At 69.7% G+C, this 23,790-nt stretch carries 26 protein-coding genes; 19 read left to right on the top strand and 7 right to left on the bottom strand.

What is annotated here, in order from left to right:
• The first annotated feature begins 52 nt into the window (after positions 1-52).
• From Q664_RS05185 to Q664_RS05095, 19 genes are all read left to right on the top strand, one after another.
• Entirely contained in the window at positions 53-661 is a 609-nt protein-coding gene (locus tag Q664_RS05185) for a DUF503 domain-containing protein (RefSeq protein ID WP_043390450.1), read from the top strand.
• Positions 658-1,017: a 30S ribosome-binding factor RbfA gene (rbfA, locus tag Q664_RS05180; protein ID WP_043390448.1), complete on the top strand. Its 360-nt coding sequence runs from the start codon at positions 658-660 to the stop codon at positions 1,015-1,017. The genes Q664_RS05185 and rbfA overlap by 4 nt, the downstream gene beginning before the upstream one ends.
• 36 nt (positions 1,018-1,053) lie before the next feature.
• The gene (gene truB / locus Q664_RS05175; RefSeq protein WP_043390446.1) at positions 1,054-1,923 is read left to right on the top strand and encodes a tRNA pseudouridine(55) synthase TruB; all 870 of its coding nucleotides are present in this window, start codon (positions 1,054-1,056) and stop codon (positions 1,921-1,923) included.
• A gap of 177 nt (positions 1,924-2,100) precedes the next feature.
• Entirely contained in the window at positions 2,101-2,373 is a 273-nt protein-coding gene (rpsO, locus tag Q664_RS05170; RefSeq protein ID WP_043390443.1) for a 30S ribosomal protein S15, read from the top strand.
• 399 nt (positions 2,374-2,772) lie between these two features.
• Positions 2,773-4,947, top strand: coding sequence for a polyribonucleotide nucleotidyltransferase (pnp, locus tag Q664_RS05165; RefSeq protein ID WP_043390441.1), 2,175 nt, complete (start codon positions 2,773-2,775; stop codon positions 4,945-4,947).
• 378 nt (positions 4,948-5,325) lie between these two features.
• A complete protein-coding gene (locus tag Q664_RS05160; protein WP_235216566.1) occupies positions 5,326-6,024 on the top strand; it encodes a hypothetical protein in 699 nt (232 codons plus the stop codon).
• Between the two features lie 12 nt (positions 6,025-6,036).
• Complete coding sequence (locus Q664_RS05155) at positions 6,037-7,047, top strand: M23 family metallopeptidase (RefSeq protein WP_043390437.1); 1,011 nt, start codon at positions 6,037-6,039, stop codon at positions 7,045-7,047.
• Between the two features lie 55 nt (positions 7,048-7,102).
• Positions 7,103-7,558 carry a dUTP diphosphatase gene (gene dut / locus Q664_RS05150; protein ID WP_043390435.1) on the top strand — a complete coding sequence of 152 codons (456 nt, stop codon included), beginning with the start codon at positions 7,103-7,105 and terminating at the stop codon, positions 7,556-7,558.
• A 220-nt stretch (positions 7,559-7,778) separates the two neighbouring features.
• On the top strand, positions 7,779-9,308 hold the full coding sequence (locus tag Q664_RS05145) for a serine/threonine protein kinase (RefSeq protein WP_160174340.1): 1,530 nt from the start codon (positions 7,779-7,781) through the stop codon (positions 9,306-9,308).
• The gene (locus Q664_RS05140; protein WP_043390433.1) at positions 9,305-10,249 is read left to right on the top strand and encodes an ABC transporter substrate-binding protein; all 945 of its coding nucleotides are present in this window, start codon (positions 9,305-9,307) and stop codon (positions 10,247-10,249) included. Before Q664_RS05145 ends, Q664_RS05140 begins: the two co-directional genes overlap by 4 nt.
• The gene (gene purB / locus Q664_RS05135) at positions 10,246-11,559 is read left to right on the top strand and encodes an adenylosuccinate lyase (protein WP_043390431.1); all 1,314 of its coding nucleotides are present in this window, start codon (positions 10,246-10,248) and stop codon (positions 11,557-11,559) included. Before Q664_RS05140 ends, purB begins: the two co-directional genes overlap by 4 nt.
• A gap of 103 nt (positions 11,560-11,662) precedes the next feature.
• Positions 11,663-12,352, top strand: coding sequence for an alpha/beta fold hydrolase (locus Q664_RS05130; protein ID WP_084609533.1), 690 nt, complete (start codon positions 11,663-11,665; stop codon positions 12,350-12,352).
• Between the two features lie 84 nt (positions 12,353-12,436).
• Positions 12,437-12,754 (top strand): hypothetical protein, encoded by a 318-nt coding sequence (locus tag Q664_RS59915; protein ID WP_043390429.1) that lies wholly within the window; start codon positions 12,437-12,439, stop codon positions 12,752-12,754.
• A 114-nt stretch (positions 12,755-12,868) separates the two neighbouring features.
• A complete protein-coding gene (locus Q664_RS05120) occupies positions 12,869-13,651 on the top strand; it encodes a multinuclear nonheme iron-dependent oxidase (protein ID WP_043390427.1) in 783 nt (260 codons plus the stop codon).
• Positions 13,648-14,349, top strand: a complete 702-nt coding sequence (locus Q664_RS05115) for a hypothetical protein (protein ID WP_043390426.1) — start codon at positions 13,648-13,650, stop codon at positions 14,347-14,349. The genes Q664_RS05120 and Q664_RS05115 overlap by 4 nt, the downstream gene beginning before the upstream one ends.
• Positions 14,346-15,251 carry an arginase family protein gene (locus tag Q664_RS05110; RefSeq protein ID WP_043390423.1) on the top strand — a complete coding sequence of 302 codons (906 nt, stop codon included), beginning with the start codon at positions 14,346-14,348 and terminating at the stop codon, positions 15,249-15,251. Before Q664_RS05115 ends, Q664_RS05110 begins: the two co-directional genes overlap by 4 nt.
• Positions 15,248-16,225, top strand: coding sequence for a TylF/MycF/NovP-related O-methyltransferase (locus Q664_RS05105; RefSeq protein WP_043390421.1), 978 nt, complete (start codon positions 15,248-15,250; stop codon positions 16,223-16,225). Before Q664_RS05110 ends, Q664_RS05105 begins: the two co-directional genes overlap by 4 nt.
• A complete protein-coding gene (locus Q664_RS05100) occupies positions 16,222-17,013 on the top strand; it encodes a catalase family protein (RefSeq protein ID WP_043390419.1) in 792 nt (263 codons plus the stop codon). The genes Q664_RS05105 and Q664_RS05100 overlap by 4 nt, the downstream gene beginning before the upstream one ends.
• The gene (locus tag Q664_RS05095; RefSeq protein ID WP_043390416.1) at positions 17,001-17,945 is read left to right on the top strand and encodes a GNAT family N-acetyltransferase; all 945 of its coding nucleotides are present in this window, start codon (positions 17,001-17,003) and stop codon (positions 17,943-17,945) included. Before Q664_RS05100 ends, Q664_RS05095 begins: the two co-directional genes overlap by 13 nt.
• A gap of 62 nt (positions 17,946-18,007) precedes the next feature.
• Here the strand turns inward: Q664_RS05095 and Q664_RS57330 are convergent, their stop codons facing one another.
• From Q664_RS57330 to Q664_RS62875, 7 genes are all read right to left on the bottom strand, one after another.
• On the bottom strand, positions 18,008-18,172 hold the full coding sequence (locus Q664_RS57330) for a RebB family R body protein (protein ID WP_160174339.1): 165 nt from the start codon (positions 18,170-18,172) through the stop codon (positions 18,008-18,010).
• Complete coding sequence (locus Q664_RS58845; protein WP_160174338.1) at positions 18,169-18,471, bottom strand: hypothetical protein; 303 nt, start codon at positions 18,469-18,471, stop codon at positions 18,169-18,171. The genes Q664_RS57330 and Q664_RS58845 overlap by 4 nt, the downstream gene beginning before the upstream one ends.
• Before the next feature lie 11 nt (positions 18,472-18,482).
• Complete coding sequence (locus Q664_RS05090; protein ID WP_043390414.1) at positions 18,483-18,767, bottom strand: RebB family R body protein; 285 nt, start codon at positions 18,765-18,767, stop codon at positions 18,483-18,485.
• A gap of 83 nt (positions 18,768-18,850) precedes the next feature.
• The gene (locus Q664_RS05085; protein ID WP_052517688.1) at positions 18,851-21,235 is read right to left on the bottom strand and encodes a sensor histidine kinase; all 2,385 of its coding nucleotides are present in this window, start codon (positions 21,233-21,235) and stop codon (positions 18,851-18,853) included.
• Positions 21,236-21,560: 325 nt separating this feature from the next.
• Positions 21,561-22,166, bottom strand: coding sequence for a class I SAM-dependent methyltransferase (locus Q664_RS05080; RefSeq protein WP_052517687.1), 606 nt, complete (start codon positions 22,164-22,166; stop codon positions 21,561-21,563).
• Complete coding sequence (locus tag Q664_RS05075; protein WP_052517686.1) at positions 22,163-23,515, bottom strand: cytochrome P450; 1,353 nt, start codon at positions 23,513-23,515, stop codon at positions 22,163-22,165. The genes Q664_RS05080 and Q664_RS05075 overlap by 4 nt, the downstream gene beginning before the upstream one ends.
• A 91-nt stretch (positions 23,516-23,606) precedes the next feature.
• On the bottom strand, positions 23,607-23,690 hold the full coding sequence (locus Q664_RS62875) for a cittilin family RiPP precursor (RefSeq protein WP_369406324.1): 84 nt from the start codon (positions 23,688-23,690) through the stop codon (positions 23,607-23,609).
• Between the last annotated feature and the right edge of the window lie 100 nt (positions 23,691-23,790).

The raw sequence follows: 23,790 nt of genomic DNA, 5'->3' as shown, positions 1-23,790 counted from the left end.
ACCCGGTGGCCCGCCCTCCAGGCGAGGTCACCGGGTCGAGGTCCTGACTGTCATGTTCGTCTGCGTCGCACGTCTGACCCTGCAGATTCCGGAGAGCAGTTCCCTCAAGGCCAAGCGGCAGGTGCTCCGCCGGATAACGGACCGGGTGAAGGCCCGGTTCAACGTGGCGGTGGCCGAGGTGGATGACCAGGATCTCTGGCAGAAGGCGACGCTCGCGTTGGCGGTGGTGGGCAACGAGCGCCGCCACGTCGACGAGCAGATGGAGAAGATCATCCACTTCGTGGAAGAGATGTACGTCGCGCCCCTCCTCACCCGTCAGACGGAGATCATGGCCTTCGGGGACACGCTGTACACCCCCGGCCGGTCGTCGTCCGCCGGGCGGGTCGAAGCCGGGGATGACGAGGAATCGGACGAGGACGAGGATACGGACGATGAGGCAGGTCCCGAAGCGGACCTGGAAGAGCTCATCGCCGGCATGGGCCGTGGAGATCGCTCCATGGCCGAGGCCGAGGGAATGGCGGACTGGGAGCGCCGGCACCAGGGGCAGGAGAGCGGGCGGCCGGCCAGGGGCACGGAGCGGCAGCAGGGGCCCATGTCCCTGGAGGATGCCCGGGCCCGTGCTCGGAGTCTGCGCAACCCGAGGGATTGGGAGAAGAAATGAGTACCAGCAATCGGCCGGAGCGGGTGGGGCAGGAGATCCAGGCGGCGCTTGGACGGATGCTCACCCGGGGGGAATTGAAGGATCCCCGTATCGGCTTCATCACCATCACCGGCGTGAAGGTGTCGCCGGACCTGAAGACGGCGCGCGTCTACTACTCGATGATGGGGAGCGAGCAGGACCGCAAGGAGACCCAGAAAGGTCTCGAGGCGGCCAAGGGTTACATCCGCCGGGAAATCACCGAGGCGGTGAACCTGCGAGTCTCGCCCGAGGTGTTCTTCACCTTCGACGAGTCGTTGGAGCGGGGCGACCGCATCGAGCGGTTGCTGCGCGAGGTGAAGGACAAGGAAGGCTGGTAGCCGCACACGGAGCGGTTGCCGGTTAGGATTGGAAGCATGGACGGCGTCCTGGTCATCGATAAGCCCAAGGGGCCCACCTCGTTCGACGTGGTGCGGCAGGTCCGGGGTCTGCTCAAGGTGAAGAAGGTGGGCCACACCGGCACGCTGGACCCGATGGCCACGGGGGTGCTGCCCCTGTGCCTGGGGGAGGCGACCAAGGTGGCCGGCTTCATCACCGAGGGCGACAAGGCCTACGACGCCGTGGTGCGTCTGGGCGCGGAGACGGACACCCAGGACGCCGAGGGCAAGGTGGTGGCCGAGGCTCCGGTGCCCGCCCTGACTTCCGCGCTGCTGGAGGACGTGCTGGGCCGCTTCCGGGGCTCCTTCGAGCAGGTACCGCCCATGTACTCGGCGGTGAAGGTGGGCGGGAAGCGGCTGTACGAGCTCGCCCGTGCCGGCGAGGAGGTGGAGCGCGCCAGCCGCCAGGTGACGGTGTACGAGCTGGTGCTGCGCGACTTCAGCGCCAACCAGCTGCGTCTGTCCGTGCGCTGCTCCAAGGGCTTCTTCGTGCGCACGCTCGCCTATGACATCGGCCGGGTGCTGGGCTGCGGGGCCCACCTGGAGGCGCTGCGGCGCACCCACAGTGGTCCCTTCACCCTGGCGCATGCCCTGCCGCTGGCGGACCTGGCCGAGCTGGCCCGGGAGCCCTCGGCCCTGGCGAAGCGGCTGCTGCCCGTCTCCGAGGCCCTCACGGACCTGCCCGCGGTGCGGGTGAGCGCGGAGGACGCGGTCCGGGTGTCCCATGGGGTGCCCGTGGAGGCTCCCGCCCATCCCGGCCGGGTCCGGGTGGTGGACCCCTCGGGGGGAGTGCTCGCCGTGGCCGAGGTGGTGCGCGGCCGGCTGCGCTACCTGCGGGTGCTCGTCTGAATTGTCCACTGGCCGGTTTCCAGGCGGGCCACCGGGCGCTTCGAGTTGACCGCCCGCACGGGCGATGCTTATAAGCCCCCGATTCGTTAGTAGGAGGAAGCCCGGTCTGTACCCCTCCGCGGACCGTGGCGACCGCAGTACCCACCCCCCGGAGCGGGAAGAAGAAGAAGGAAGCACATGTCGGCACTGCATCAGGACCGCAAGGCAGAGGTTGTCGCGAAGTACCGCACCCACGAGAGCGACACGGGCTCTCCCGAGGTGCAGGTGGCCCTGCTCTCCGAGCGCATCACCATGCTCACGGAGCACTTCAAGACGCACAAGAAGGACCACCACTCCCGCCGCGGTCTGCTGAAGCTGGTGGGTCAGCGTCGCCGCCTGCTCGACTACCTGAAGAGCAAGGACGCCAACCGCTACAAGAAGCTCATCGAGGGTCTCGGCATCCGCAAGTAGGCCCGCGGTAGTGAATCGGGGCGCTGGCATTCGTCAGCGCCCCGAGTCGTTAGAAGAGTCGCAGTTCGAGAGTCGCAGTTCGAGGAAGTGAGCGGGGCGAGGCAGGTAGCAACGGAGTGCTGTGGACGGAGGTTTTGGTTTCCGTTCGGACGGGCCGACCAACGCAGTGGACGGTCGGCCCGCGCGATCAGGGATCAAAGCTCCGGCGCATCCCTCTGGCGCTTCCAAGGCGCCCCCACCGCAGTCAAGCCGCGGTTGCCCGTATCCGCCTGTTCCAGGCCCGGCGACCGCATCCACCCCACAGGCCTCGCACCGAGGCGCGTGGGCCCTCACCTTTCTTTTGTCCAAAGGCAGGGCACGCGTCAGCGGGGCCACCAGGAAGTACGAGGCAAGACCGATATGCATCTGAAGAAGAGCGTCAAGATTGGCGACACCGAGCTGTCCATCGAGACCGGCCACATGGCCAAGCAGGCGGACGGCGCCGTGGTGGTTCGCTACGGCGACACCGTGCTGCTCGTCACCGCGGTGAGCGCGCGCGAGAAGAAGGACGTGGACTTCCTCCCCCTCACGGTGGAGTACCAGGAGAAGCTGTACTCGGCGGGCCGCATCCCCGGCAGCTACTTCAAGCGCGAGGGACGCCTGACGGAGAAGGAGACGCTGGCCAGCCGTATCGTGGACCGCTCCTGCCGCCCGCTGTTCCCGGACGGGTACGCCTACGAGACGCAGATCATCACCAGCGTCATCTCCGCGGACCCGGAGCACGAGGGTGACATCCACGGCATCACCGGCGCCTCCGCGGCGCTGTGGGTGTCGGACATCCCCTTCAACGGCCCCATCGCGGGCATCCGCGTGGGCCGGGTGGATGGCAAGCTCATCGCCAACCCCACCTCCAAGCAGCGCGAGCAGTCGGACATCGACCTGGTCATGGCCGTCAGCCGCGAGGCCATCGTGATGGTGGAGGGCGGTGCCGAGGAGGTCAGCGAGGCGGACATGGTGGCCGCGCTCGAGTTCGGCAAGCAGGCCGTGCAGCCCGCCTTGGATCTCCAGGACGAGATGCGCCGCACGCTGAACAAGACGGTGCGCAACTACGACCGCATCGCCGCGGTGCCCGAGGACCTGAAGGCCAAGGTGCGCGCGCTGGCCTGGGACGGCATCGTCCAGGGCTACACCATCAAGGAGAAGGCGGCCCGCTACGACGCGCTCTCCAAGGCCAAGAAGGAGGCCCTGTCCAAGCTCAAGGAGCAGCTGGGCGAGGCCTTCACCTCCCAGGTGGAGAAGCACGCCAAGTCGGTGGTGGAGGACCTGAAGTACGAGCACATGCGCACGCTGACGGTGAACGGGGGCCGCATCGGCGGCCGCGGGCACGACAAGGTGCGTGAGATCACCAACGAGGTGAGCGTGCTCCCGCGCACCCACGGCAGCGCGCTCTTCACCCGCGGCGAGACGCAGGCGCTGGTGGTGGCCACGCTGGGCACCTCCGAGGACGAGCAGCGGCTGGAGCTGCTCGGCGGCATGTCCTTCAAGCGCTTCATGCTGCACTACAACTTCCCGCCGTTCAGCGTGAACGAGACCAAGCCCCTGCGCGGCCCCGGCCGGCGCGAGGTGGGTCACGGCGCCCTCGCCGAGCGCGCGCTGCGCAACATGCTGCCCCCGAGCGACAAGTTCCCGTACACGGTGCGGCTCGTGTCGGACATCCTCGAGTCCAACGGCTCGTCCTCCATGGCCTCGGTGTGCGGCGGCACGCTGGCGCTGATGGACGCGGGCGTGCCCATCAAGGCCCCCGTGGCCGGCATCGCCATGGGCCTGGTGAAGGAGGGCGATCAGGTCGCCATCCTCTCGGACATCCTCGGTGACGAGGACCACCTGGGCGACATGGACTTCAAGGTGTGCGGCACCTCGAAGGGCATCACGTCCATCCAGATGGACATCAAGATCACCGGTCTGACCACGGAGATCATGAGCCGCGCGCTGGAGCAGGCGCGTCAGGGCCGTCTGCACATCCTGGGCGAGATGCTCAAGACGATGGCCGAGCCGCGCAAGGAGATCAGCGCCTACGCGCCGCGGATTACGACCATCCAGATCCGCCCCGAGTTCATCAAGAACGTCATCGGGCCGGGCGGCAAGGTGATCAAGGACATCATCGCCCGCACGGGTGCCGTCATCAACATCGACGACTCGGGCCGCGTGGACATCGCGAGCTCGAACGTGGACTCGGTGAAGGCGGCCATCGCGATGATCCAGGCGCTCACGCGCGAGGCGGAGATCGGGAAGATCTACACGGGCACGGTGCGGAAGATCGCCGAGTTCGGCGCCTTCGTGGAGCTGTTCCCGGGCACGGATGGCCTCATCCACATCTCCGAGCTGTCGGACAAGCGCGTGAAGAGCGTGTCGGACGTGCTCAACGAGGGCGATGAGGTGCTGGTGAAGGTGATCAGCATCGACAAGACGGGGAAGATCCGTCTGTCGCGCAAGGAGGCGATGGCCGAGCGCGCCGCGACGCAGCAGGGCACCGCCGCCCCCGCTCCGGCCGAGACCGCTCCGGCCGGCGCCACCCAGCCGGGCGCCAAGGCCTGAGCTGTTTGCACCTGAGCACCCGCGCGAACAACCCCACCTGACCGCCCTCGCCAACAACCTTCCCTCTCCCCCCGGGAGAGGGTCGGGGTGAGGGTATCGGGTGGACTCGGGTTCCAGCACGGACCCGCGCTCCAGGGGTTGAACACTGTGACGGATACCCTCACCCTTTCCCTCTCCCGGGGGGAGAGGGGTGGGGGCACAGCAGAAGCCCTCTCTCCGCTCTGGCGGGGGAGGGCTTCTTCCTTTCTGGGCTCCAGGCGGGAAAAATCCTCCCCACGGCTCGTGCGTTGATGGACGGGTCCACCTCCGGAGCCTCGCGTGTCCCCAGGGCCTTTCTCCGCGCTCTCGCGTTTCCTCGGCCACTTCCGGTGGGCCTTCATGCCGCTCGGCCTGTTGGCACTCATCGCCGTGGGCGTCCACGCCGCGGCCGATACGCTCGATGATCGGCTCCTGGCCCTGGTGGACCTCGCCGATGCCGCGTTCGACCGCGTCGTGGGCCGCTACAGCCTCACCGCGCCCCTCGTGGACCTGCTCTCCCTCGAGCGGCGCACCACCCTGGCCCGAGCCCTCGCCCTCGTCTGGGAACTGACGGCGGATGCCGTGCTCGCGCTCCCCGCGCTCGGCTACCGCGAGGAGACGTCCGCTCCAGTCCTCTCTTCGCTCCACCTCCCGCGGCGCGACACGTGGCGCGCCATGCTGGTGCGCTGCCTGCGCAAGCCCACCACGATGCGGTGGATCCGCCCGCTCGCCACCGCGCTCGTGGCCGTGGCCGGTGCCTGTACCGTGGCGCGGCTCGTCCAGGGCTCCGTGTACCTCTCGTGGCGCGAGCTGCTCGGTGAGGGGGTCGCGGATGGGGTGGCCCGGGGCCTCGCGCTCGCGGCGCTGGCGGGACTCCTGTGGCGGCTGGGCTGGCGCGCGGTGCTGCGCAACCTCCAGCATGCCGACGCCGCCTCCGAGCAGCACGCGCGCGGATTCGCACGGGCCTTCGCCTACGGCCTGCCCGGCTCCGCCCTGGTGGCGCCCCTCGCGCTCGCCGCCGCGCTCGATGCCTCTCCCCTCTGGTCCTTCGTGCGCTGAGGAGAACGCCCCATGTTCCCACGCCACGTCCGAGGGTTGCTCGACTTCTCCCTGGCCATCCTCTGCCTCTGGTGCGCCTGGCACCACACGCCCGCGGGCGCACTGGTGCGGCGCACGTCGGCCTGGGTCCTCGGGAGCCGGAGCACCGCCCGGCCGTTGCTCGCCTACTACGATGGCGTCAGTGGCTCCGGCGTGTCCGCGCCCGCGCTCGCCCCCGTGGCGCCACCCCTCCGGCCCTTCACCGACTCGGAGGCGCTCGCGTACGGCACCCACCTGGCGCTCAAGGGACTCTCTCCCGCGGCCCGGGCTCCCGCCTTCGCGCTCGCCGCGGAGCTGGGCATCCCCTCCGCGTCCCTGCTCGACGAGATTCGCGGTCCCGCCGCCGCCCGCAAGCTGCACGAGTCCCTGGCCAGCGCCTTCCCCCACGAGGAGTCCCGCCTCACCGCCGTCTTCGCCGGACCCGTACCCGCCCGCTATGCCGTCTCGCGCGTCGCGGCCGAGGGCGGTGCCCCGAATCTGGAGCGTCTCTCCAGGCAGCTCCCTCCCGGCTTCGAGGACGCCACCGTGGCCGCCGCCCAGGCGCTCGCGCTGGCCACGGCCTTCGGTCTCGCGTGGCCCGTGCCGGAGCACACCCCGGTGACGAGCCCCTTCGGCTACCGCCACCACCCCATCCTGGGCACGCGCAGGCTGCACACCGGCGTGGACCTCTCCGTCCGCGTGGGCACCGAGGTCCGTGCGGTGGCCGAGGGCACCGTGCGCCGCGCCAGCGAGGACGGCGTGAATGGCCGGGTGCTCATCCTCGACCATGGGCGCGGCGTGACGACGGCCTACTGTCACAACTCGGAGCTGCGGGTCCGGCCAGGACAGCGTGTGGCTCGCGGCGAGCTCATTGCCCTCTCGGGCAACACCGGCCGCTCCACCGGGCCCCACCTGCACTACCAGCTCGAGCTGTCCGCGCAGCCCGTGGACCCGCTGCGCTTCCGTCCCAGGCCGAGTCCCGTGGCGAACGACGCGGCTCGCTGAACAGGGATCAAGCCGGGAACTCGCATTCCGGCCACACTGTGCTACCTCATCCCACATGTCCTCGTCCGTCAGCGTGAGGGTCCGCCGCGTGCGCGCCCATGCCGAGCCATTGCCGTTGCCGCGCTACGAAACCGCGCTGGCCGCGGGGATGGATTTGCGGGCGGACATCGATGGAGAGCTGACGCTCGGGCCGATGGAGCGGGCGGCGGTGCCCACGGGCCTGGCGCTGGCACTGCCTCCCGGCTACGAGGCGCAGCTCCGGCCCCGTTCGGGACTGGCGCTCAAGCACGGCATCACGTTGTTGAACTCACCGGGTACGGTGGACGCGGACTACCGGGGAGAGGTCCAGGTGCTCCTGGTGAATCTCTCCTCTCGGCCCTTCACGCTCCGGCGTGGCGAGCGCATCGCGCAGCTCGTGGTGGCACCGGTGTGCCAGGTGTCCCTGGTGGAGCTGACGGTGCTGGACGACACCGAGCGGGGAGCGGGGGGCTTCGGCTCGACGGGCCGCTGAGCGGGCGTTCCTTGCCCCCTCTTCGCGCGGCGGGTTAAGACCGTTGGAGGGTGCCTTCTGGAGGCCCCGCGACAGTCCCCCCACCTCCGGGAGTCCGACCGCTGTGCTTTGCCATCGCTGCGGCAGCCAAGTCCCCGACAACAGTGAATCCTGCGCCACCTGTGGACTGAAGCTCTCGGGCGTGGCGGCGGGAGCCGGCCCGCGCCGCCGTGGGGCGACCGTGGAGGCTCCCTACAAGCCCGGGGACCTCTTCGCGAAGCGCTACGCCATCCGCGAGGTGCTCGGACCGGGCCCCGTGGGCCACGTCTTCCGCGCGCTCGACCAGGAGATGGACGTCGAGGTCGCGCTCAAGATCATCAACCCCCGCCTGGTGCAGATGCCCGAGGAGCGCACCCAGTTCTCCTTCGCGCTGCGCCAGGGCAAGAAGCTCACCCACCCCCACCACGTGCGCGTCTACGAGGAGGGCGAGGAGCGCAACCGGCCCTACTTCACCACGCAGCTGCTCGAGGGCATGTCGCTGCGGCGGATGATGGAGCAGCGCGCGGCCCAGGGGCAGCGCTTCTCGGCCAGGGAGGTCGAGCCCCTCCTGGTGCAGCTCGTCGAGGCGCTGAACGCCGCCCACAAGTACGGGCCCCACTCGAACCTCAAGCCCGAGAACATCATCGTCCTGCCGGACATGTTGAAGGTGACGGACTACGGGCTGGCGCTCGGCATTCCCCGGCTGCCCTTCGTCCAGGCGCAGAAGGCCTGGCGCGTCGCGAGCTACATCGCCCCCGAGTACGCGGAAGGCGGCGAGCTGGACACGCGGATGGACCTCTACGCGCTCGGCGTCATCGTGGGCGAGCTGCTCACCGGCCTGACGCCCGAGGAGGGCGAGGTGCCCGAGCTGCAGGCCCATGACCCCGAGCTGCCGCCGGGCGTGGAGGCCCTCTACCGGCGGACCGTCAACGCCAATCCGCTCGCGCGGCCGAAGACGGCGAGCGAGTTCCTCTCGGAGTTCTCCGCGGCCCTCGCGCGTCCGAGGCCGCCGTCCGCAGGCACGGGGAAGCCCGCCGCGGGAGCACAGGCGCAGGGGGCCGCCCGTCCCCGCCCCAAGCCGGTGCCCTTCAGCCTCACCGCCGAGCTGGCGACGGCCGCTCCGCTGGGCGACGACATGCTGCCCCCGCCCGTTCCCACCGCCGAGCTGCCCGCCCTGGCGGCTCCGACGATCCAGGTGCCCGTCGTGGGCGGCGGCCCCACCCAGCAAGAAGTCCCCAAGGCCACCCTCCCGGAAGTCCCCGCGTCGCGCACCGCCACGCTCGAGGCGCCTCGCGTGGATTCCGCGCCCACCGAGCTGCTGACCGCCGACAGCATCGAGCAGCGGCTCGCCTCGAAGGCCCAGGAGAACGCGCGTCCGTTGGATGCCACCCAGCCGCTCGACTCGGCGACGCTCGCGGCGATGATGGGCCGGGCTCCCAAGCCCGCGGCCGCTCCGGCTCCCAAGCCGCGCCCGGCTCCTCCGGCTCCCGCCGCGCGCGCCGAGCCCCAGCCCCGGCCCGAGGTGCACGCGCCTCCCGCCCGCGTGGCTCCCCGGAAGGTGCCCGAGGCTCCGGCTCGCCGCTCCCGCACCTCCACGGTGACGCTGGTGCTGCTGACGCTCGCGGGCCTCGGCCTGGGCGCGGCGGGTGGGTACTGGCTGCTGTGGAAGCTCCGTCATGGCTCCCAGCCGGCTCCCGAGGCTCCTTCCTCCTCGCGGGGGGCGAAGCCATGAGGCGGTGGGGTTGGCTCGCCCTGCTGGTGCTGTGGGCGCCGCTGGTGGCCGCCTCGGAGCCGGCGAGGCCCCGCGTGGTGGTGGTGAAGTCCGCCGGGCTCGCCCCCTACGCGGCGGTGGTGGCCGGCTTCGGCGCGGAGGTGCGCGCCGAGGTGGTGGAGGTGACGCTGGAGGACAGTGCCCAGGCGGCGACCCGGGCCTTCCAACGCATCGCCTCGCAGAAGCCGGCGCTGGTGCTGGCCATCGGCCCGTTGGCGGCCAACACCGCCCGCCGCACGTTGGACAAGCAGATCCCCGTCCTCTTCGCCATGGTGCCCTACTACGAGAAGTACGGCCTGGAGGGCCCCAACATCACCGGCATCGCGCTCACCAGCGACTTCCGTCCCGAGCTCGCCGCGCTCAAGTCCGTGGCCCCCACGGCGAAGCGGGTGGGCATCCTGCATGACCCGCGCTTCTCCGCCGGGCTGGTGGAGGCGGCGCAGTCGGCCGCGGGTCCCCTGGGCCTCTCCATCGTGCCGCTCGCGGCGGACGCGCAGGGCAAGGTGGAGAAGGTGCTCGCCGGCTCGAAGGAGAAGGTGGACGCGTTGCTCATGGTGGCCGACAAGACGGTGGGCAACGCCGCCGTCGTCCAGGAGCTCATCGCCTTCGCCACCGCTCAACGCCTGCCGCTGGTGGGCCTCACCCCCAGCCAGGTGAAGGAGGGCGCCACGCTCGCCCTCGCCCCCAGTCCCACCGCCATCGGGCAGCAGGCGGGAAGGCTGGCCAACCGCATCATCCATGAAAAGGTCGATCCCGGTGCGCTGGCCGTGTCCCAGCCCGAGGGAATGGACCTGGCCGTCAATCTCTCCGCCGCCAGCAAGCTGGGAGGCTCCAGGGACGTGGTGCTGGAGCTGCTCCGGTTCGCGGCGAAGCGGGACTTCCCCGTGAGGGTCTTCGAGTGATTCCGCGTTACAGCCGCAAGGAGATGTCTTCCCTCTGGACCGATGTGGCCCGTCTGCGCCGCTGGCGCGACGTGGAGCTGGCCGCGCTGGAGGGCATGGTGGAGCAGGGCATCGCCCCGCGCGAGGCGTTGCAGGACTGCCTCGAGCGCGCCGGTGACTTCACCGAGGCGGATGCCGCCCGCATCGAGGAGATCGAGCGCACCACCAAGCACGACGTCATCGCCTTCCTCACCTTCATGGAGGAGCGCATCGGGCCGAGCGCCCGTTGGCTGCACCTGGGCATGACGTCCTCGGACGTGCTGGACACGTCGCTGGGTCTGGTGTTGCGCGATGCGGTGGACCTCATCCTCCAGGGGGTGGGGCGCGCCATGGCCGCGGTGGAGAAGCGCGCCTTCGAGCACAAGCGCACGCTGATGATGGGCCGCAGCCACGGCATCCACGCCGAGCCCATCACCTTCGGGCACAAGCTGGCCATCTGGTACGACGAGCTGCGCCGCGCCGAGGCCCGCCTGCTCCGGGCCCGCGAGGTCATCGCCGTGGGGAAGATCTCCGGCGCGGTGGGCACGTTCGCGCACCTGCCGCCCGCGGTGGAGGTGTTCGCGTGCAAGAAGCTGGGCCTCGCGCCCGCGCCGGCCTCCAGCCAGATCGTCCAGCGGGACAGGCACGCCGAGTACTTCTCCGTGCTGGCGCTGCTGGGCTCGAGCATCGAGAAGTTCGCGGTGGAGATCCGCCACCTGCAGCGCACCGAGGTGCGTGAGGCCGAGGAGCACTTCACCCCGGGCCAGAAGGGCTCGAGCGCGATGCCGCACAAGCGCAACCCCATCCTCTCGGAGAACCTGTCCGGGCTGGCGCGGCTGCTGCGTGGCTACGCGGTGAGCGCGCTGGAGGACGTGGCGCTCTGGCACGAGCGGGACATCTCGCACTCGTCGGTGGAGCGGGTGATTGGCCCGGATGCGACGATCGTGGCCGACTTCATGCTGCACCGCTTCGCCGGGCTGATGGAGAACCTGCGCGTCTACCCGGAGAACATGCAGAAGAACCTGGATCTGCTGGGCGGGGTGGTGAACTCGCAGCGGATCCTGCTGGAGCTGGCGCGCAAGGGGATGGATCGCCAGGCGGCGTACGTGATCGTCCAGCGCAACGCGATGCGCATGTACGAGCAGGGCGTGTCCTTCCGGCAGGCGCTCGCGGAGGACCAGGATCTGCTCAAGGTGATGAAGCCCGAGGAGATCGAGGACTGCTTCTCGGCCGGCTACCACATCAAGCACGTGGACGACATCTTCCAGCGGGTGTTCGGCCGGAGCGAGTAGTCACCGTACACAGAGCGCCTCACCGTGCCCCTCTCCCCTCGCCCTCCGGGAGAGGGACGGGGTGAGGGTATCCGTCCCTGTTCTCCAACCCCTGAAACGCGGCATGGCACACCACCTCCTGTTCCTACCTGGTGCCGGTGGCGCCGCGTCCTTCTGGCATCCGCTCGGAGCGTTGCTACCGGCGAGCTGGCGCAAGACCTACCTGAGCTGGCCGGGTCTGGGTCACGAGCCGCATGAGCCCTCGGTGCGAAGCCTCGACGATGCGGTCGCCCATGCCGTTCGCGCGCTGGAAGAACCGAGTGTGGTCGTGGCGCAATCGATGGGCGGGGTCGTCGCCGTGCGGCTGGCGCTCGCCCATCCGGATCGCATCAGCCATCTGGTCCTGACGGCGACCTCTGGTGGCATCGATGTGGCGAGCGCTGGCGCGGCGGATTGGCGCATGTCCTATCGCGCGGAGTACCCCAACGCCGCGGAGTGGATCCTCACGGAGCGGACGGATCTCTCGTCGGAGCTTCATCGTCTCACCATTCCGACGTTGCTCCTCTGGGGTGATGCCGATCCGATCAGCCCCGTGGGGGTTGGCCGGCAGCTCGAGCGGCTGTTGCCCAGGGCCCGGCTGCGGGTGCTCGCGGGCGGCGACCATGGGTTCGCTCGTGACCGCGCCGGGGAGATTGCACCGTGGATCGCGGAGCATCTCCTCACATCGTCATCCGTGGGCTCAGCGGAGCGGAGCCGAGTGATGCCGGACGTTCTCCTGGCGGATGCTGTCGTCAGCAGCTCATGCGCTCAGTGAATTAATCCGTACGCGGATGAAGGGTTGCCATCTAGAATGACGGGACTCGCCCTGGATTGGGCACCACAACGAGGCGGAACCTGCATGGCGACTCGGAAGCGCACCAGCTCCACCAAGAAGACGGCGACGGCGAAGAAGCCCGCGGCGAAGAAGCCCGCGGCGAAGAAGCCCGCGGCGAAGAAGCCCGCGGCGAAGAAGCCCGCGGCGAAGAAGAGCACGGCCAAGGTAGTCGCGAAGACGCTCTCGAAGGTTGGCGCCAAGGTGCGTGCGGCCGGCACTCGTGTTGTCGGTGCCATGCGCCCGCGTGAGGACGTGGGCGGCCGCGTGACCACCACCCTGCGCCCGCGCGAGGACGTGGGCGGCCGTGTCACCATGCGCCCGCGCGAGGATGTGGGCCGCTGAGCAGCCTCGAGGGCCGGAGCGATGCCTGAACGTCGGCGAGCCATACGTCGCTCCTCCCGCCGCCCCTCTCCCGGGCGCGGCTCCAGAGGGAACCGCCCGGCGCGGTCCCCATGGTTGGGTGCACGTTGGGACGAGCCCACCCAGAACGAGCGGCTGCGAACGGCGTACGAGGCCGGGTTGATCGACTACGTCGAGGTCAACTATCCGCTGATGCCCGGTGGCTCGCCGGACGTGTCTCCTACGGCGCCGATCCTGGTCCATTGCCCCATCAACCCCATCGCGAGTGTGCATGGCTTCAATCGCGCGCTCGCGCGCCAGGTGCGCGCGGCCGCCATCGAGCACGGGAGCCCGTGGATTGGCGAGCACCTGTGCTGGGCGGGTCCGGGACCCGAGGGGCGGCTCGGCTACATCGTGAATCCCCTGTTCTGTGACGCTGTCAGGGATGCCGCCATCGAGAACGCGCGCGCACTCACCGCGTTCTACGGGAGGCCGATCGCCCTCGAGCTCGCGCCCGTCTATGACAGCACGGGCACGTTCGACAGTGAGGTGCACTTCCTGGCGTCCGTGGCACGGGCCGCGGACACCCATGTCATCTTCGATCTCGCGCATTGGACGGCGTCCAACCGCAACCTCCGTCGTCCGGCGGATTTCGGGCTGGACGTGCTCGAGCCGGAGCGCATCGTGGAACTGCACCTCGCCGGCATCCGCTCTGGCCGCTCGGGCCGCTTCTGGCATGACAGCCATGGCGACGTACCCGAGGAGGAACTCCTCGAGCTGACGGCCCACCTGGCCAGGCGGCTTCCCCGGTTGGCCGCCGTGACGTTCGAGCACGCGGAGGACGCTCCCGAGGCCGATTTCATGCGAACGCTCGAGCGGCTGCGCCGGGTTCTCGGATGAGGAGGGCCAGTGCGTCTCCGGCGCGCCTCGAGCTGGCACGGGCCCAGGGCCTCTACATGCGGTTGTTGTATTGCCGCCAGACGGTGGCCGCGTTCAGCCAGGAGCCGGAGCGTGTGCTCGTGGCCCATGGCCTCGGCCCCGGCTGGCGCGCCCTGCTGCCGGACACGCGAGGTGAAGGCCACCGGGCGGAGATGCACGGCCGGCGGCTCCGGGCGGGTGACGAGCTCCAGGGCATCTACGCGGAGACCTTCTACTCCCTCCTCTCCGGAGCGCCGGAGGCGGAGGCGCGGTGGCTGAGCGCCGACTGGTTCTCGGAGTTCCTCTCGTCCGAGGAGTTCTTCGACTCCCGTTGGTCCCTGCCGCATCCCTCGGGGGTGGGGCGCGGGTACGAGGGCTGTACGCGCTTCTTCTTCTGGGCGCGGCGCCACTTCCGCCTGCGGGAGCGTCAGGCGGATGCGGCGCTCCGGGAGGCGCTGTACCTGGACTTCGCCGCCTACCTCGACGAGCTGCGCCGTGGTGCTCGCCCCCGTGACTACCGGCGTTTCGCGCGAGGGCTCTACTGGAGGCGGGAGCCCGGGCGCGTGCGCCACATCTCCGTCTATACGCCTGATCGCCAGGTGCTCCACACCGGAGGCAGGGCGGCGCTCGAGGCCCTCCGCGAGCTAGGACTGGCCGACCTCGACGAGCTGGAGCCATGACGCGGACGCGGCGCCGTGACAGGGCTGACGAGGGAGGAGAGGGGTTCCTCGGCGCCGCGGTGGGAACCGGGGGGGACGTGGTCGTCATCGGGGTGCCCTTCGAGCAAGGCTCCGTTCAGTCGGCGGGCTGCGCGCAGGCCCCCTCGACGCTGCGTGCGCTCACGCGGGGCGAGTCGATCTCCGCCGGCATCTGGGACTATGCCTCCCGTCGCCGCATCATCCAGGGACTCTCCCTCTCGGACGCCGGTGACTTCGAGTACCGCGCCTCGATTCCACGCGGCACCTACTTCCGCACGCTGGAGGACTTCACCTCCACGCTCGCGTCGGAGGGGCGCATCCCGCTCGGATTCGGGGGAGATCATTCAGTGACCCTGCCGTTGGCGCGCGGTGTGGCGAAGGCGCACGGACGAATCCAGGTCGTCCAGCTCGACGCGCATCACGACTACGCTCCCGTCGCGCGTGGACGGCTTCCGACCCACTCCAACTTCGTGTCGTTCCTCGCCCGCTCGCCGGGCATCCACCGTGTCGTGCAGCTCGGGGTCCGGGGCTACAGCAGTTGGCTCCCTCGCCGCCCGCGTGGCGTCATCGACGTCCCGCTCGCCGATGCGGCGGACGCCATCGAGCCCGGGCTCGAGACGTACCTCACCATTGATACGGACGCATTCGATCCCACGCTCGCCCCCGCGGTCGTCCACCCGATGCCCGGAGGACTCACCTGGGCGGACCTCGACCAGGTCCTCACCCTTCTCGCGCGGCGCCGGTGCGCGATCGTCGGGCTGGACTGGACGGAGTACAACCCGACGCTCGAGGGCCGCAACTTCCCCACCGGCATCGCCATCGTGCATGCGTTGATTCGTGTGCTTGGCGCCCTGGACCGCGCACGCCGCGAAGGAAGACGATGAGACCGGACCTCTTTCCCTTCGATTTGTTCGACCTCGGGCCGCTGCGGCGGCATGGGGGCGCCACCGGGCGTGCGCTCGCGGAGCTCGGGCCCCTGTGTCTGAGCCCACCCTACCCCTGGGGACACTGGCTCTATGCGCGCCTCATTCGCGAGCACTGCCGCCGGCTCGAGGGCGATTTCATCGAGTGCGGTGTGGCCAAGGGCGGAACGTCCCTTTTCCTCGCCCGCTTCGCGCGCGGCCTCGGCCGGCGTGTCTGGGCGCTCGACAGCTTCGTGGGGCTCCCGGCGCCCGATCCGGCTCGGGACAACCCCTACTTCATGCGGGGGGACTACGCGCCCAGGCAAGAGCGTGGCGACCTGCTCCAGCGCTTCCGCGGCGCCATCCGCCAGGCGGGCGCGGACGGCATCGTGCGTCCGATCCAGGGATTCTTCGAGACCTCCCTCCAGCGGCTTCCCAGGCGGGCTCGCTTCTGCTTCATCCACGTGGACGTCGATCTCTACGACTCGGCGTGGCAGGTGCTGGAGGGGCTCCATGACCGCCTCGTGGAGGGCGGACTGCTCGTGCTCGACGACTTCTTCCACCATGCGCAGGGGCCCGCGCGTGCCGCCGGTGAATTCTTCGCTTCCCGCTCCGTGACGCCGGTCTACCACGTGTCGTTTCCGTACAGCGTCGTGGTCATCAAGGGAGAGCGGCCAGCGCCCGGGCGGCACCGCTCTCTCGATGGCAACCACTACAGCTTCGACTGGCTGCGGGAGGACACACTCCTGCGGCGAGCCCTCCAGGCCTCGCGGGCGCGCGCGCGGCGCGCGAGGGCCACGCGCCAACTCGACAACGCCAGCCGCCTCCTGGAGGTGCTGCGCGCTGGCCGGGCCGATCAGAGCTCCGATGTGTACGAGTACTGGCGAGCGCTCGAGGATTATTGGGACGACATGGACGTCAACCCCTCCGGGGCGCGGAGCGAGTACCGGATATGACGTCTCGTGAGGACGCGGCCGCGGCGAGATTCGCGCGCGCCTGCCGGGAGGATCCGGTGCTCCGCGGATGGCTCCGCCCGGAGTATCTGGATCCCCGTCCGCTTCGGGAGGTGGCCCTGGCGCGTCCCTACGTCCGCTGGGCCGTGGCCGATCACTTCTTCCGTGAGGGGCCCCTCCAGCACCTGATGCGCCGCCACGCGCGGCTGAAGTTCACGGATGACGACGTGGGGCTCAATTACCACTCGAACGCAGTGCGGGTGGATGGGAAGCCTGGTGAGGTGGGCCTGGACCTTCTGGCGCACCCGCTCTGGCATCGCTATGCCGCCTTCGTCCTCGGGGCCGAGCTGCGCATGCCTGGCACCACGGTGGTGAAGTACCGGCGCCACCCCGCGCGGTCGCGTGGCTTCTGGCTCCACACGGATCGAGACCGGGAACGGCCCAAGGCCCTGGCGGTGCTGGCCTACTACAACAAGGGGTGGCGCGCGTCGGATGGCGGGCTGTTACAGCTCTGGGACGTGCGGCCCTTGCGCTCGGCCGCGCGGCACCAGGTGTACCGGTGGAAGGCCTATCGTGGCAGGAGCCTCTCCTTTCTCGAGCGCCAGACTGTGCTCCGGATCGAGGCCGCGGACGTCGAGGGGCTCGTGCTCGTCGAGGCACGGCTGGTGGATCAAATCGTCCCGGCGTACAACCGGGTCGTCTTCCTGGATTTCCAGCACACCCCCTCGTTTCACACCGTCACGCCGTCGCATGGCCGCGTGAGGGAAGGCTTCCTCCAATGGCTCTACTGAAGGGCAGGCTCGAGGTGAGGCCCCTGAGAGAGGACGACACCGACGCGGTCGTCGCCTTCTACGAGGGCGCGCGGCGCGCGGATCCGACGGTGGGAGGCCTCTCCGCGGAAGGATGGCGGCGGTTCCTCGCGCAGCCCGTCAACCGCGGCGGGCGTGACTTCCGCGTGGCCGAGCTGGAGGGCGAGGTGGTGGCCGTCGTGACCTCCTCCCTGCGCGATCGCGAGCATCCGGTCATCCGCCACTTCCGGCTCATCGTCGCGCCGGCACACCGGCGGCGGGGAATCGGTTCGGAGGTGCTCCGCTCCCTCGTCGAACTCGATCCTCCCGGAACCGGCATCGTGCTTCAGGCCTTGTGCCCCGAGGAGTGGACGGCGGGGGCGGCCTTCCTCACCGCCCGCGGCTTTCGCTGTGTCGAGAGCGAGCTCGAGATGACTTACGAGGCGCCCGCCCTGGAGCCAACGGCCTGTGGGAAGGAGGTGACCGTCGAGCGGGCTTCCGAGCCGGCGGCGTTCGGCTCCGAGGTCGCGAGCATCCACAACCATGCCTATGCCGGGACGCTCTCGTTCGTCCCCTATTCCGGGGAGGAGATGTCGCAACTCCTGTCCGGTGGAGCGGAGCTCTGGATTGCCTCGTCGGGAGGCCGGCTCGTCGGCTTCTGCCACCTGGAAGGTGAGCCGGAGGGGGTCTGGCTGGAGAGTGTGGCCGTGGAGCCTTCGTGGCGGGGAAGGGGGATCGGCATGTGCCTCACCTCGCAGGCACTGGCCGCGGCCGGGGTGGGGGAGGGGCATCCCGCACGGCTGACAGTCACCAGCGACAATCTCCCGGCGAGGGCCTTGTACAGGCGCCTCGGCTTCGTCGACACGCATGAGACACGGCGCTTCCGGGCTGGCCGTGATGAGGTCTCCGCCCACCTCGCCTCCACTCGTGGATGAGCCACGGCATCCGCGGGCCCTCGTCCGCTACCTGGCAGCGGCTCGAGCCCGGCGTGTGGCGCTCACCGGGAGATGAGCTGGTTGGACGCGCCTCGGGTGACCACGGCCTGCGCGACGATGGCGAGCTGTTGCTGGGCGGTGGCGGTGTTCATCAGGGCGAGGCTGACCGCATGCGCGGAGGCCTGGAGCACCTGGGCGATGGCGAACCCGGGTGCGATCTCGATCAAGGCCTGAGCGCTCTTCTCGGCCTGAGCGAGCAGGGCCTCGGGCGAGAGCGCCGCGGGAGCAGGGGCGTCGGGTGGGGCGGCCGGGATGGTGCTCGCCGCGGGAGCAGTGGACGCGGCCTGGGCCGTGACGGGACGGGGGCGCCCGCGGTGTTGGGGGTGGGTACACCCCCCTGGGCGGCCAGCGCGAGGATGCTCTGCTGCTGCTGCTCGAGCACGCGGTTCAAGGTCGTGAGGGCGTGGGCACTGGCGTCCACGATCAGGGTCAACTCCCGGGCGAAGTCCTGAGCACTCTTCGTCATGGTGTGCCTCCTTACTTCGAGCCCGCGGGCTGGGAGAGGATGTGAGCAGTGGCGACCCCGGACGATGCCGTATCGATGCTGTAGAGGGTCGTGACGCCCTGGGTGGTGGCGGCCTGCATGGTCACGTAGGCGGACTGCTGGGCCGTGGTGGCGTTGTGGGCCGCGTTGGAGAGCGCTTGCGAGGTCGCCACGAAGAGGTTGCCCATGGCGATGGCGGGGGCATCTCCGAGCACCTTCATGTTCGCTTGCGTCACTGAATCGGTGATCTGGTCATTGACCGCGGTGGGGAACGCCATGTTCTGCCTTTCCGGGTGAAGGGGTTGAAGCAGCCCGGAGTCTGCCACGGGTGGCGGCCGGTGCGAGTCACGCACTCCGCCACTCAGCCCCGCGGCAGGCGGACGGTGAAGGTCGAGCCCTTCCCGGGGCTGCTTTCCACCAGGATGGTGCCGCCATGCAGCTCGACGATCTGCCGCACGATGTAGAGCCCCAGGCCGAGTCCCCCATAATGCCGTGAGGACACCGCCCGCTCGAACCTTCCGAAGATGAAGGGCAGGCGTTCGGGGGAGATGCCAATGCCCCGATCGTGCACGGTGAGCACGGCCGCCCCATCCTCGCGGGCCACCGTCACCTCGATGGGCGCCTGCGCGCCATACTTGATGGCATTGTCGAGCAGGTTCGTCACGATCTGCTCGAGCCGGACCCGATCCCATTGACCCACCACGGGGGTGCCGGCCCGCAGCGAGAGGGGCGTGTGCGTACGCGCCAGCACGCTTCCGAGCTGGGCCACCACCTCCCGGACCACCCCCGAGAGGTCCACCTCCTCCAGATCGAGCTGGATGTGATGGGATTGCAGCCGCGAGACGTCCAGGAGGCTGTCGATCAACAGGGTCAGACGCTTGCCCTGCCGCTCGACTCCATCCAGGGAGGCCGCCACGGTCTTCCATGGAGGCTCCGCGCCACCGCGGGCAAGCCGGAACAGGCGCTGGATGCCAAGGCGCAGCGCGGTGATGGGCGTGCGCAACTCGTGCGAGGCAATGGAAAGGAACTCGTCGCGGGCCTGAATGGCCTCCTGGGACTCCCGGTAGAGACGGGCATTGTCCAGTGCGAGCGCGGCACGCCAGGCGAGATCCCCGGTCAGCATCACGTCCTCGGAGCGGTAGCGGTCCGGGCGCACCGAGGCGAAGGTGAGCGCCCCCATGGTCCGGCCACGGGCCACCAGGGGCACGGAGAGCCACGAGCGCAGCCCCAACTCCCGCACGGTCTCCAGGTGTGAGCGCTCGTGGTCACACAAGGCCCGCATTCCTTCCTCCCCGGGCTGCACGGAGAGCACGAACGGGCGCCGGTTGCGGATGACCTCGGCGATTCCCCCCGGCTTCTCCATGTCCGGAACACACTCCTCCAGCGGTCTCGCGCTTGGTTCCCTCGAGGACTCGGCGTGGGCCGTGGCGACCCGCGCGACGTGCAGGTCCTCTCCCACCAGATCCACCGCACACCACTCACCGAGGACGGGCAGTCCCAACCGGGCCACCGTCGCCAGCGTGGCATCGTAGTCCAGCGAATCGGCCAGCACGCGGCTCGCCGAGGAGAGGAACTCGGAGCGGCGCCGCGCCTCCTCCGCCGCGGCGCGGGCCTCCTTCTCCTGATGCAGCAGCCGATCCCGCTCCTGCTCGGCCATGCGGCGGCGGGTGATGTCACGCCCGAGGACGACGAGTCCCTTGCGCTCTCCGTTGGGGTGGAACAGGGGCACCTTGGTGACATCCATGATGCGGGGGCTTTCGCCTGGTTGGGAGATGATCTCCTCCACGCGTGTGGGCCGTCCCGCGTCCCAGGTCCGTTGATCACTGGCGTAGCAGGCGATGAACGCCTCCCGGAAGAACTCGCTGCGGCGGGCGAGCTCGAGGTCCGTCAGTCCCTGGTATCCCGCTCGCGACAGCTGGAAGAGCTGGAGCCCCGTGTCGTTCGCCTCGAGCCAGCGGCCCTCGCCATCCTTCAGGTAGATGGAGTCCGACGTCGTTTCCAGGAGCGTGCGCAGGCGCTCCGCGTTCGTCCGCAGCTCTTCCTCCTCCCGCCGCTGTTCCGTCACATCGAGCGCGATGCCGAGCGTCCCCGTGCAGGTCCCTTCCTCGTCGAAGGCCGGCTCGACGCGCACCTCGAAGGTGCGGTGGGACCACTCGGTGTCGTAGCGCGCGGGCTCTCCTCCGAGGGCATGGTGGTGGGCGTCGAGCATCGAAGAGGACTCCTCGCCCGCTCCGAGGATGTCGAGCAGCGGCCTTCCCTCCAGCTCCAGGCCCGCTCCGGCCAGCTCCGAGCCGGCGGTGGCGATGAAACGCAACTCCCGGTCGGTGAGGTACAGGAAGGCGGGCACCTGAGCGAGCAACTGCCGCAGTCCGGACTCGTGCTGCTGGAACTCCTCCCCCGCGAACAGGGGGCCCCTCATGGGCTGTGTCACTCCCGCCAGCTCCTGTACTCGCCCCGACTCATCGCGAATCCCCTGGATGGAGGTCAGGCACCACCGCGAGCCCCCATTCGTCGCGGCGGAGCGGTGGAGGCAGCGCCGTGCCCGCCCGTCCGCCGCCACCTCGCGCAACACCGCCAGCGTGTGCTCCCGGTCTCTGGGATGCACGAGCTCCGTCAGGAAGGCGGGGCGGGGGCTGGCTCGCTCCGAGGGCTGCCTTGGGGACGGATGGGTGACAAGCTCCACCTCCGCCTTCCAGAAGACCGGGGATGGCAGGGGGGGCCCGAGATGCGGAAGCCACTCTTCCATCTCCGGGGATGAATGCGCCACCTCCTGACAATGGGAACCTTCCGGCGCGTCTCCACGCGACTGGCTGGCGAGCCCCAGGATGTCCCCTTCATCACCTGCTTCTCGTCCGGCCCCTGGGGCTGCCTCGGTGAACGGGTGATCCTCGCCATGGATGTATTCCATGGATGGACTGGGAGTTCAGGTTCGTTCAGCTGGCGTCCAACCAGCCTCCCCGAGTTACATGAAGACCCACCACCTCGGCGTTGCCATCGCCGCTCCGCTCCTTGCACTGGACGGAGTCCATCTCGGAGGAGAGCGGTGGCTCGTCGGCGGACCGGTACCCGCGTCAAGCCACCCACTCGAGGGTGGCGAGCCAGGCCGCGGCCCCCTCGGGGTCCGTCTCCTCGTAGTGCGTTTCGCGCAGGGAGAGCACCCGCCAGCCGGAGCCGAAGGCGGCCCGCAGCGCCTCCGGGGAGATGGCGCGGGGTCCCTCGCGGAAGTAGAGGGCGTGGTAGCGCCCCCCGGGATTCAGCGCGCTGGCGAGACTGGCGGCGAAGGTGGGCCGATCCGCCGGCTCGAAGACGTGGAGCAGCGCCGAATCGATGATGGTGTCGAAGCGCCGGCCGAGCTCGGTCAGCCGCAGCGCGTTGCCCACACGCAGGTCCACCTCGAGCCCCCGTTCGCGCGCCTGCTCGCGAGCCCGGTTGATGGCGGGCTCCATCATGTCCATGCCGCTCACCCGCAGGCCCTGGGCGGCCAGGAAGAGGGCGTTCTCCGCGAAGCCGCAGCCCACGTCGAGGACGTCGCCACGGATTTCTCCCGCCTCCCACAGCTCGACGATGGCGCGCTGCGGGCGCCGGATGTCCCAGGGGGCCCCCTGCGCGTAGGCGGCCTGGAAGAACGCGCGCCGCACCTCGTCCACCTCGGGCCCACCGTGCTCCGTGCCGCTCATGCGCTCACCTCTCGAGGAAGGGGCCCCGTGCCGCTCCGGATCGCGCGCGGGTGCGGGAGGATGCGGACGCCCACCGGCTGCAGGGCGAGCGCCGGGCGGGACTTCACCTGGCAATCCGGCGCCAGCTCCAATCGGAAGCGCCTCGCCACGCACGCGGTGATGAGCACCAGTTCCAGCATCGCCAGCGGCGCGCCGATACACAGCCGCGGGCCGCCGCCGAAGGGGAACCACGCATACTTGGGGAGCTGTTTGATGGACTCGGCCAACCAGCGCTCGGGCCTGAAGGCCTCGGGCTCCTCGTAGTAGCGCGGGTCGCGGTGCGTCACCCACTGGCTGACGCCCAGGGTGGTGCCCGCTGGCACGTGGAAGCCGCCGAGCTCGCAGTCGCGAATGGCCTCGCGGCTGGTGATCCACGCGGGCGAGTAGAGCCGCAAGGACTCCTTCACCACCGCCTCCGTATAGCGCAGGCGTGACAGGTCTTCGGCCTGGGGGACCCGGCCGTCCAGCACCTCGTCCAGCTCGGCCACCAGCCGCGCCTGGACCTCGGGGTGCTGGGCCAGCAGGTAGGTCGTCCATACGAGCCCATCCGCGGTCGTCCCATGGCCGGACATGATCATCGTCGCCAGCTCGTCGCGCAGCTGCTCCTCGGACAGGGTCTGCTCGGCGGACAGGAGGATGCCGAGCAGATCCTGGGGCTCTCCGGGACGCTCGCGGTAGCGGCGGACGATGCCGGCGAGCACCGTGTCGAGCTTCCGCAGGGAACGGCGCAGGCGCACGTTGGTGGGCGTGGGCATCCACATGGGGAAGCGGAACGGGCTGCCGGTGAGACGCATGATGGCATCCACCGCGGCGGCCACGTGCCGCGCCTCGTCGTGAATGGGGGTGTGGAAGAGGAAACGGCTGACGATGTCGAGCGACAGCTCGGACATCTCGCCGTAGATGTCCCGGGGCTCACCGGGCCGCCAGGAATCCAGCAGGTGCTCGGTGAGGGAAATGACCTTCTCGCCGCACGCGGTCACGTACTTGCGATGGAACGCGGGCTGGACGAACCGGCGCTTGCGCAGCCAGTCCTCGCCCTCGCTGTTCATCATCGCCTCGGGAAAACCGACGTGCGAGCGCTTGCGCGCCTCGTGCCCGACGATCTTCACGAAGTGGCCCTCGCCGTTGACGAGCACCTTCTCGATGAGCTCCGGGTGGGCGAGCAGGTAGTTGCTCTTGCCCAGCCGCACCACGTCGCCGTACTCGCGGGCGCAGCGGGTGAGGAAGCCCAGGGGGTCCTCGGAGAACGGCACCAGGTTACCGGTGATGAAATGGCCCTTGGGCCCTGGGGGAAGGAGCGCGGTCGGCATGCACGGACTCCCATGCTTCCATGGCCGCTCAGCCGGGCCCGCTCCGCCCGGCTGGGCGAGGGAGGAGTCCTCCCCCGCCAGCCGGTGACGATCAGTAATAGATGTAGGGAGCCGACAGCTTGTCGGCCCGAGCAACGCGCAGCATGACGGCCAGGGAGTAGACAATCTTCTTCATGGGGCTTCTCCTTGAGTCAGGGGGAATTGCCGCGAACTGCATTCGCTGACCGTCGCCGGCCAGTGGCTCTTAGGTCGCACGATTGTCATTGCAACTCAAG

Source organism: Archangium violaceum Cb vi76, from assembly GCF_000733295.1.
GTDB lineage: Bacteria > Myxococcota > Myxococcia > Myxococcales > Myxococcaceae > Archangium > Archangium violaceum.
The sequence above is the reverse complement of the archived record's forward strand: the minus strand, read 5'-3'. Positions and strand labels throughout refer to the sequence as shown.